This is a genomic window from Kitasatospora putterlickiae (genome assembly GCF_039527695.1).
Taxonomy (GTDB): Bacteria; Actinomycetota; Actinomycetes; order Streptomycetales; family Streptomycetaceae; genus Kitasatospora; species Kitasatospora putterlickiae.
Window position 1 is genome coordinate 26181 of the sequence record NZ_BAAAKJ010000148.1, and the last position, 7238, is coordinate 33418.

Sequence of the window (7238 nt, forward strand, 5' to 3'; positions counted from 1 at the left end):
CGGGGAGGGCCGCCCCCGCGCCGTTCCCCGGGGCCGTGCCGGGACGGGCCGAAGGGCGGCCTAGGTCTGCGGACCCGGGCCCCCGGTACGGCCGGGGACCGACGCGCGGGCCCCGGGCGCGGCGGTAGGTTGGCGACATGCCCACCGTGCCAAGCGACCACCGGCACGCCGGATCGCCACCCACCGACCGGATCCCGGTCGGCCCGCCGCCCGACGGCACCCTGCCCGCCTGCGAACCCTGCCTCGCCGGCATCGAAGCCGTCAGCCAGGCCCTGCTCGCGATGAGCCGCCACCTGGAGGTCCGCGAGGTCCTGCGCCGGATCACCGCCTCCGCCCGCCGCCTGCTCGGCGCCGAGTACGCCGCCCTCGGCGTCCCCGACGACCACGGCGGCTTCGCCCAGTTCGTCGTCGACGGCGTCACCGACGAGCAGTGGCGGGCCATCGGGCCGCTGCCCCGCCAGCACGGCGTGCTCGCCGCGATGTTCCACGAGACCGGCGCCGTCCGGCTCGACGACGTCCGCACCGCCCCGGCCTTCGGCGGCTGGCCCGACGCCCACCCCGAACTCGGCGCCTTCCTCGGCATGCCGATCGTCGACCCCGACCACGCCGAGGACGAGCCCGCCGTGCTCGGCGTCATCTACCTCGCCAACAAGCACGGCGGCGGCGGCTTCACCGACCACGACGAGGAACTCCTGCGGATACTCGCCGCCCATGCGGCGCTCGCCCTGTCCAACGCCCGCCTCTACGAGCGCAGCCGCGAACTCACCCTGGCCGGCGAACGCGCCCGGATCGCCCACGACCTGCACGACGCCGTCTCGCAGAAGCTCTTCTCGCTGCGCCTCACCGCCAAGGCCGCCGCCAAGCTCGTCGACCGCGACCCGGCCCGCGCCCGCGAGGAACTCGCCGAGGTCGCCCGGCTCGCCGCCGAGGCCGCCGACGAACTGCGTTCCGTCGTCGTCGAACTGCGCCCCGCGGCCCTGGAGGAGGACGGCCTGAGCGCCACCCTCGCCTCCCAGGTGCAGGTCCTCGACCGCGCCCACGCCGCCGACATCGCCTTCGCCGCCGACCGGGTCCGCGCCCTGCCGCAGGCCCAGGAGGCCGCCCTGCTGCGGGTCGCCCAGGAGGCCCTGCACAACGCGCTGCGCCACTCCGGCGCCCGCCGGGTCACCGTCACCCTGGCCGGCACGCCCGCGCGCGGCGCCGTGCTGCGGATCAGCGACAACGGCCGGGGCTTCGACCCCGAGTCGGTCCGCCGGGCCGGCCGTCACCTCGGCCTGGTCTCGATGCGCGACCGCGCCGCCGCCGTCGGCGGCCGGCTCACCCTGGACTCCGCCCCCGGAAAGGGCACGGTCGTCGAGATGGAGGTCCCCGGTGCCTGACACCGCGCCCGCGATCCGCGTCCTGCTGGTCGACGACCACCAGGTGGTCCGCCGAGGCCTGCGCACCTTCCTGGAGGTGCAGGACGACATCGAGGTGGTCGGCGAGGCCGCCGACGGCGCCGAGGGCGTCGACCGGGCCCGCGCCCTCGACCCCGACGTGGTGCTGATGGACCTCAAGATGCCCGGCGTCGACGGCATCGAGGCGCTGCGCACGCTCAAGGATGAAGGCAGCCGGGCCCGGATCCTGATCGTCACCAGCTTCACCGAGCACCGCACCATGGTCCCCGCCCTGCGGGCCGGCGCCGCCGGGTACGTCTACAAGGACGTCGACCCGGAGGCGCTGGCCGGCGCGATCCGCTCGGTCCACGCCGGCCACGTCCTGCTCCAGCCCGAACTCGCCGAGGCGCTGCTCGCCGACGACGGCCCGCGCGCCCCGCAGGGCCGCGGCGGCACCCTCACCGAGCGCGAGCGCGAGGTGCTCGGCCACATCTCCGACGGCCGGTCCAACCGGGAGATCGCCCGCAGCCTCCACCTCTCCGAGAAGACGGTGAAGACGCACGTCTCCAACATCCTCATGAAGCTGGACCTCGCCGACCGCACCCAGGCCGCGCTCTGGGCCGTCCGCCACGGCGAGACGCGTTAGCGCTCCTCGCGCTCGTCCACCAGCGCGTTGTACGCCGCCACCTGGGCCCGGCGGGCCGTGCGCCACAGCGGCGCCAGCACCGCCTGCCGGGCCGCGATCTCCGAGGCGCTCACCGCCGCGCCGTGACTGCCCGAGGCGATCGAGAGCAGCGCCGCCACCTGCCGCGCCGACTCCAGCACCCGCACCGCCCGCGGCGGGTACCCCGGCGCGAGCAGTTCGTCGTGCCCGCGCCGCCGGTACGCCTCCAGCGCGCGCAGCGCCTCGGGCCCGGCCCCGGCCACGTCCAGCCGGGTCAGCAGCAGGGTCGCCCGGCGCAGCCCGTCGGTGAGCTCGAACTCGGCCTCGTGCAGCGACGGCACGTCCGCCGGCGGCGCGTCGTTCACCTCGGAGCAGCGCCACAGCACGATCGCCGACCGGTCCCCGGCGGGGCCGAACACCTCCGCCTCGGGCACCAGCCCCAGTGGCGCCCCCACCGCCAGCACCGCCTCGCCGGCCGCCATCGCCCGCTCGTTGAACGGTGCGGGACCGGTCAGGCCCAGCGGGTGCCCGGCCGACGGCAGCGCCAGTCGCAAGCCCTGCACGCCCAGCACCCGCAGCCGGCCCAGCGCCCAGGTGAGCCCGTGCCGCTCGTCCGGGCCGTCCCCGGGAAGACCGGTCACCCGGTGGCTCTCGTCGGCCCCCAGCACCGCCGCGGCGGCGTTGTCGGGCGGCACCAGGCCGGCCAGCAGGGCGTTGCCCCAAGCGGCCAGCCGTCCCGAACGGGGCTCTTCGTACGGATTGTCGGCAGGTGTGGCGAGCATCCGGCCAGCCTACGGAATCGGCGGCCATCCGCGTGGCGTAGGTTTGCCCATGCGCGTGCGGCGCACCCACTCCGTGCCCACCGGCCGCCGGAGTGGGCGGCCCGCCCGCACCGACGGCCGAGATATCTGTTTTTGGGGAAGGCGTAGGCATGAGCGACGTGCTGGAGCTGGTGGACGTTTCCGTGGTCCGGGAGGGGCGCGCGCTGGTCGACCAGGTCTCGTGGTCCATCTCCGAGGGAGAGCGCTGGGTCATCCTCGGCCCGAACGGCGCCGGCAAGACCACCCTGCTGCAGATCGCCTCCTCGTACCTCTTCCCGACCGCCGGCAAGGTCACCGTCCTCGGCGAGAAGCTCGGCGAGGTCGACGTCTTCGAACTGCGCTCGCGGATCGGCCTGGCCGGCGCGGCGATGTTCGACAAGCTGCCCGCCGAGCAGACCGTGCTGCAGACGGTCCTCACCGCCGCGTACGGCATGACCGTCACCTGGCAGGAGACCTACGAGCAGTCCGACGAGTCCCGCGCGCTCGCCCTGCTCGACCGCCTCGGCATGGCCGGCCTGACCGACCGCCGCTTCGGCACCCTCTCCGAGGGCGAGCGCAAGCGCACCCTGATCGCCCGCGCGCTGATGACCGACCCCGAGCTGCTGCTGCTCGACGAGCCGGCCGCCGGCCTCGACCTCGGCGGCCGCGAGGACCTCGTCCGCCGCCTCGGCGCCTTGGCCCAGGACGAGTTCGCGCCGGCCATGGCGATGGTCACCCACCACGTCGAGGAGATCGCCCCCGGCTTCACCCACGTCCTGATGATCCGTCAGGGCAAGGTGCTCGCCGCCGGCCCGATCGACACCGAGCTGACGGCCCGCAACCTCTCCAAGTGCTTCGGCCTGCCGCTGACCCTGGAGCGCCACGGCGACCGCTGGTCCGCCCAGGGCCTGCCGCTGGGCTGACCCCGGGTGAGCCCGGCGCGGGTGCCGCGCCGGGCCCCCGGCGGGTCCGCTGAACCTCCACTGAACCCGGTCGAACCGGAACCGGTCGCACGTGCGACCGGTTTCCGCCCCTCCACCTGCGGGAACTGACCGCCTCGAAGGCCCTTCCCTCCCTAGGATGGTCACGTGGACAGCTGGATCTGGTGGCTCCTGGCCGCCGTCGGCCTCGGCATACCGTTGGTGATCACGGCGATGCCGGAACTCGCCATGTTCGCGGTCGGCGCGCTCGTCGCGGCCGGTGTCGCGGGACTGGGCGCCGATCCGGTCTGGCAGGTCCTGACCTTCGTCGTGGCCTCGGTCGCGCAACTGGTCGTCGTCCGCCCGATCGCGTACCGGGCGCTGCGGAAGGGCCCGCAGATCAAGATGGGCATCGAGGCGCTCAAGGGCGCCACCGCGGTCGTCGCGGAAAGGGTCGACGCGCAGGGCGGCCGGATCAAGCTGAACGGCGAGATCTGGTCGGCCCGCGCGCTCCACCCCGAGCAGGTGTACCAGCCGGGGGAGCAGGTCGACGTCGTCGAAATCCAGGGCGCGACCGCCCTGGTCGTCTAGGGGAGAGTCCGTGGAACCCGTCCTTATCGTCCTGGTCGTCCTGGTCGTGGTGGCCTTCATCGCGCTGATCAAGACGATTCAGGTCATCCCGCAGGCCAGTGCCGCGATCGTGGAGCGCTTCGGCCGCTACACCCGGACGCTCAACGCCGGCCTGAACATCGTCGTCCCGTTCATCGACCGCGTCCGCAACCGGATCGACCTGCGCGAGCAGGTCGTGCCGTTCCCGCCGCAGCCGGTGATCACCCAGGACAACCTGGTCGTCAACATCGACACGGTCATCTACTACCAGGTCACCGACGCCCGGGCGGCCACCTACGAGGTCGCCAGCTACATCCAGGCGATCGAGCAGCTCACCGTCACCACGCTGCGCAACATCATCGGCTCGATGGACCTCGAATCCACCCTCACCTCCCGCGAGGTCATCAACGCCGGCCTGCGCGGGGTGCTCGACGAGGCCACCGGCAAGTGGGGCATCCGGGTCAACCGCGTCGAGCTGAAGGCGATCGAGCCGCCGACCTCCATCCAGGACTCGATGGAGAAGCAGATGCGAGCCGAGCGGGACAAGCGCGCCGCGATCCTCACCGCCGAGGGCAACCGGCAGTCCCAGATCCTGCGCGCCGAGGGCGAGAAGCAGGCCGAGGTCCTCAAGGCCGAGGGTGAGGCCCAGGCCGCGGTGCTGCGCGCCGACGGTGAGGCCGCCGCGATCCGCACCGTCTTCGAGGCGATCCACCAGGGCGACGCCGACCAGAAGCTGCTCGCCTACCAGTACCTGCAGACCCTGCCCGAGCTGGCCAAGGGCGACGCCAACAAGCTCTGGATCATCCCCAGCGAGGTCGGCGACGCGCTCAAGGGCCTCGGCGGCGCCTTCACCGGTCTGACCGGCAACGGCGGCGGTGCCAACGGCGGCGCGGTGGCCGCCCCCAGTGCCCCGGCCGCCCCGCCGGCCTCCACCCAGGTCCCGATCGACCCGGCGGCCGGCCCGCGCCCGCTGGACACCGACACCAAGGGCTCCGCGCGTCCCCGGATCGACCCGCTCCGCGAGTACCGCAAGAACGACCCCGAGTGAGCCCACCGCCGCCCGCCCGAGGGCCCGCCCCCGTACCGCACGGGAGCGGGCCCTCGGGCGTGGGGGCGTCGACTGTGGCGTACGTCCCGAATTCCGGGCTCCGCTGGAACCGCCGCCGGTCCGTCCGGCATGATCGCCGCGACAGGACCCCCACGGGAGGTGGCTCATGACGGTCTGGGAGGCGATCGCCGTCCTGGCGGCAGGCGTCGGCGCCGGAATGATCAATGTGATCGTCGGCTCCGGCACCCTCATCACCTTCCCGGTGCTGCTCGCCGTCGGCCTCCCGCCGGTCACCGCCAACGTCTCCAACTCCTTCGGCCTGGTCCCCGGCTCGCTCAGCGGTGTGATCGGCTACCGCCGCGAGCTCGTCGGCCAGCGCGCCCGGCTCGTCCGGTTCGGCACCGCCTCGCTGCTCGGCGGCGTCCTCGGCGCCTACCTGCTGATCGAGCTGCCCAGCGCCGCCTTCGACGCCGTCGTCCCGGTACTGATCCTGCTCGCCCTCGTCCTGGTGGTGCTGCAACCCCGGGTCGCCCGCGTCGTCGCCGCCCGCCGCCGCCCCGACGGAGACCCGCACGGCGGGCTGCCGCTGCTCGCCGGCATCTTCCTCACCGGCGTCTACGGCGGCTACTTCGGCGCCGCCCAAGGCGTGCTGCTGCTGGCCCTGATGGGCATGCTGCTCCAGGAGGACCTGCAGCGGATCAACGGGGTGAAGAACGCCCTCGCGATGATCGTCAACGGCGTCGCCGCCCTGTTCTTCCTCTTCACCTCGACCGTGAACTGGGCCGCCGCCGGTCTCATCGCGATCGGCTCGCTGGTCGGCGGGATGATCGGCGCGAGGGTCGGCCGCAGGCTGCCGCCGCAGGCGCTGCGCGCGGTCATCGTCGTGGTCGGCCTGGCCGCCGTCGTCAAACTGCTCACCGACTGAGGGCGCGCTTCGAGGTGTCGCCGAGACCCGGCGGCCCGGCCTCTATAGGTTCGGTGTGAACTGACCGCGACCGGACGACAGGAGTGGGCGGATGAGCCGCGAACGACTGACCGAGGACGAGATCGCCGCCGGGCTGGCCGGCCTGCCGCACTGGACGCGCGAGGGCGACACCATCGTCCGCACCGCCGACGCCCCGGACTTCCCCGCCGGGATCCGCGTGGTCGTCGCCGTCGCCGGGGCCGCCGAGGCGATGGACCACCACCCCGACATCGACATCCGCTGGCGCACCCTGCGCTTCGCCCTCTCCACCCACAGCGCCGGGGGCCTCACCGCCCTCGACCTCGGCCTCGCCGCCCGGATCGACGAGGCCCTGGCCGCCGAGTCCGCCGGCTCCGTCGGCTAGCGCCGCGGCGGAACCGTCCCCTCCGGGCCGCCCCGGGAGCCATGAGATGCTGACTGCCGCAGTGCAGGCGGCCGGGAGGGACGGAACGGATGGCGCAGGACCCCCTCGGAGACGGCCACGCGCAGCCCTGGTACCCGCAGCGGACCGGCTGGCCGGAGGAAGGGGGACCGGACGCCCCCTACCTCCCGTACGACCCGTACCACCCCTACGGCCAGGTGCCGCAGCAGCCCGACGCCTACGTCCCGGACGCTTACGTCCCGGACGCCTACGCCTACGACGGGCTGCACCAGCCGCACGACCAGCAGCAGTACGCGCCGTACGTCGTCGTCCCGCCGCAACCGACGGGGGAGGAGCTGTACGTGCCCGCCGGTGCCGAGTACACCGACGACGGCTATGTGCACCTGGAACCGGAACCCGAACCGGAGCCCGGCCCCGAACCCGCGCCGGCGGCCACCCCCGCGGCGCCCTCCGCCCCCTCCCGGCGTGCCGCCCG

Annotated in this window: 8 protein-coding genes and 1 pseudogene; 8 read left to right on the forward strand and 1 reads right to left on the reverse strand. The window is 74.0% G+C overall.

Going from position 1 to position 7238, the window contains the following annotated elements:
- Positions 1–281: 281 nt before the first annotated feature.
- Entirely contained in the window at positions 282–1379 is a 1098-nt protein-coding gene (locus ABD308_RS15495) for a GAF domain-containing sensor histidine kinase (protein WP_344333927.1), read from the forward strand.
- Entirely contained in the window at positions 1372–2022 is a 651-nt protein-coding gene (locus ABD308_RS15500) for a response regulator (protein WP_344333916.1), read from the forward strand. Before ABD308_RS15495 ends, ABD308_RS15500 begins: the two co-directional genes overlap by 8 nt.
- Here ABD308_RS15500 and ABD308_RS15505 read toward each other — a convergent pair.
- Positions 2019–2822 (reverse strand): hypothetical protein, encoded by an 804-nt coding sequence (locus ABD308_RS15505; protein ID WP_344333918.1) that lies wholly within the window; start codon positions 2820–2822, stop codon positions 2019–2021. The two genes, ABD308_RS15500 and ABD308_RS15505, sit on opposite strands and share 4 nt — an antisense overlap.
- A 149-nt stretch (positions 2823–2971) precedes the next feature.
- Here ABD308_RS15505 and ABD308_RS15510 point away from each other — a divergent pair, with 149 nt between their 5' ends.
- From ABD308_RS15510 to ABD308_RS15535, 6 genes and pseudogenes are all read left to right on the forward strand, one after another.
- The gene (locus ABD308_RS15510; protein ID WP_344333919.1) at positions 2972–3763 is read left to right on the forward strand and encodes an ABC transporter ATP-binding protein; all 792 of its coding nucleotides are present in this window, start codon (positions 2972–2974) and stop codon (positions 3761–3763) included.
- 165 nt (positions 3764–3928) lie between these two features.
- A complete protein-coding gene (locus ABD308_RS15515) occupies positions 3929–4351 on the forward strand; it encodes an NfeD family protein (RefSeq protein WP_344333920.1) in 423 nt (140 codons plus the stop codon).
- 10 nt (positions 4352–4361) lie between these two features.
- Positions 4362–5417 carry an SPFH domain-containing protein gene (locus ABD308_RS15520; RefSeq protein WP_344333921.1) on the forward strand — a complete coding sequence of 352 codons (1056 nt, stop codon included), beginning with the start codon at positions 4362–4364 and terminating at the stop codon, positions 5415–5417.
- Between the two features lie 166 nt (positions 5418–5583).
- A complete protein-coding gene (locus ABD308_RS15525) occupies positions 5584–6342 on the forward strand; it encodes a sulfite exporter TauE/SafE family protein (protein ID WP_344333923.1) in 759 nt (252 codons plus the stop codon).
- Between the two features lie 91 nt (positions 6343–6433).
- Complete coding sequence (locus tag ABD308_RS15530; protein ID WP_344333925.1) at positions 6434–6745, forward strand: 4a-hydroxytetrahydrobiopterin dehydratase; 312 nt, start codon at positions 6434–6436, stop codon at positions 6743–6745.
- Positions 6746–6834: 89 nt separating this feature from the next.
- Positions 6835–7238 (forward strand): annotated as a pseudogene (locus ABD308_RS15535) (hypothetical protein); the annotation flags it as partial.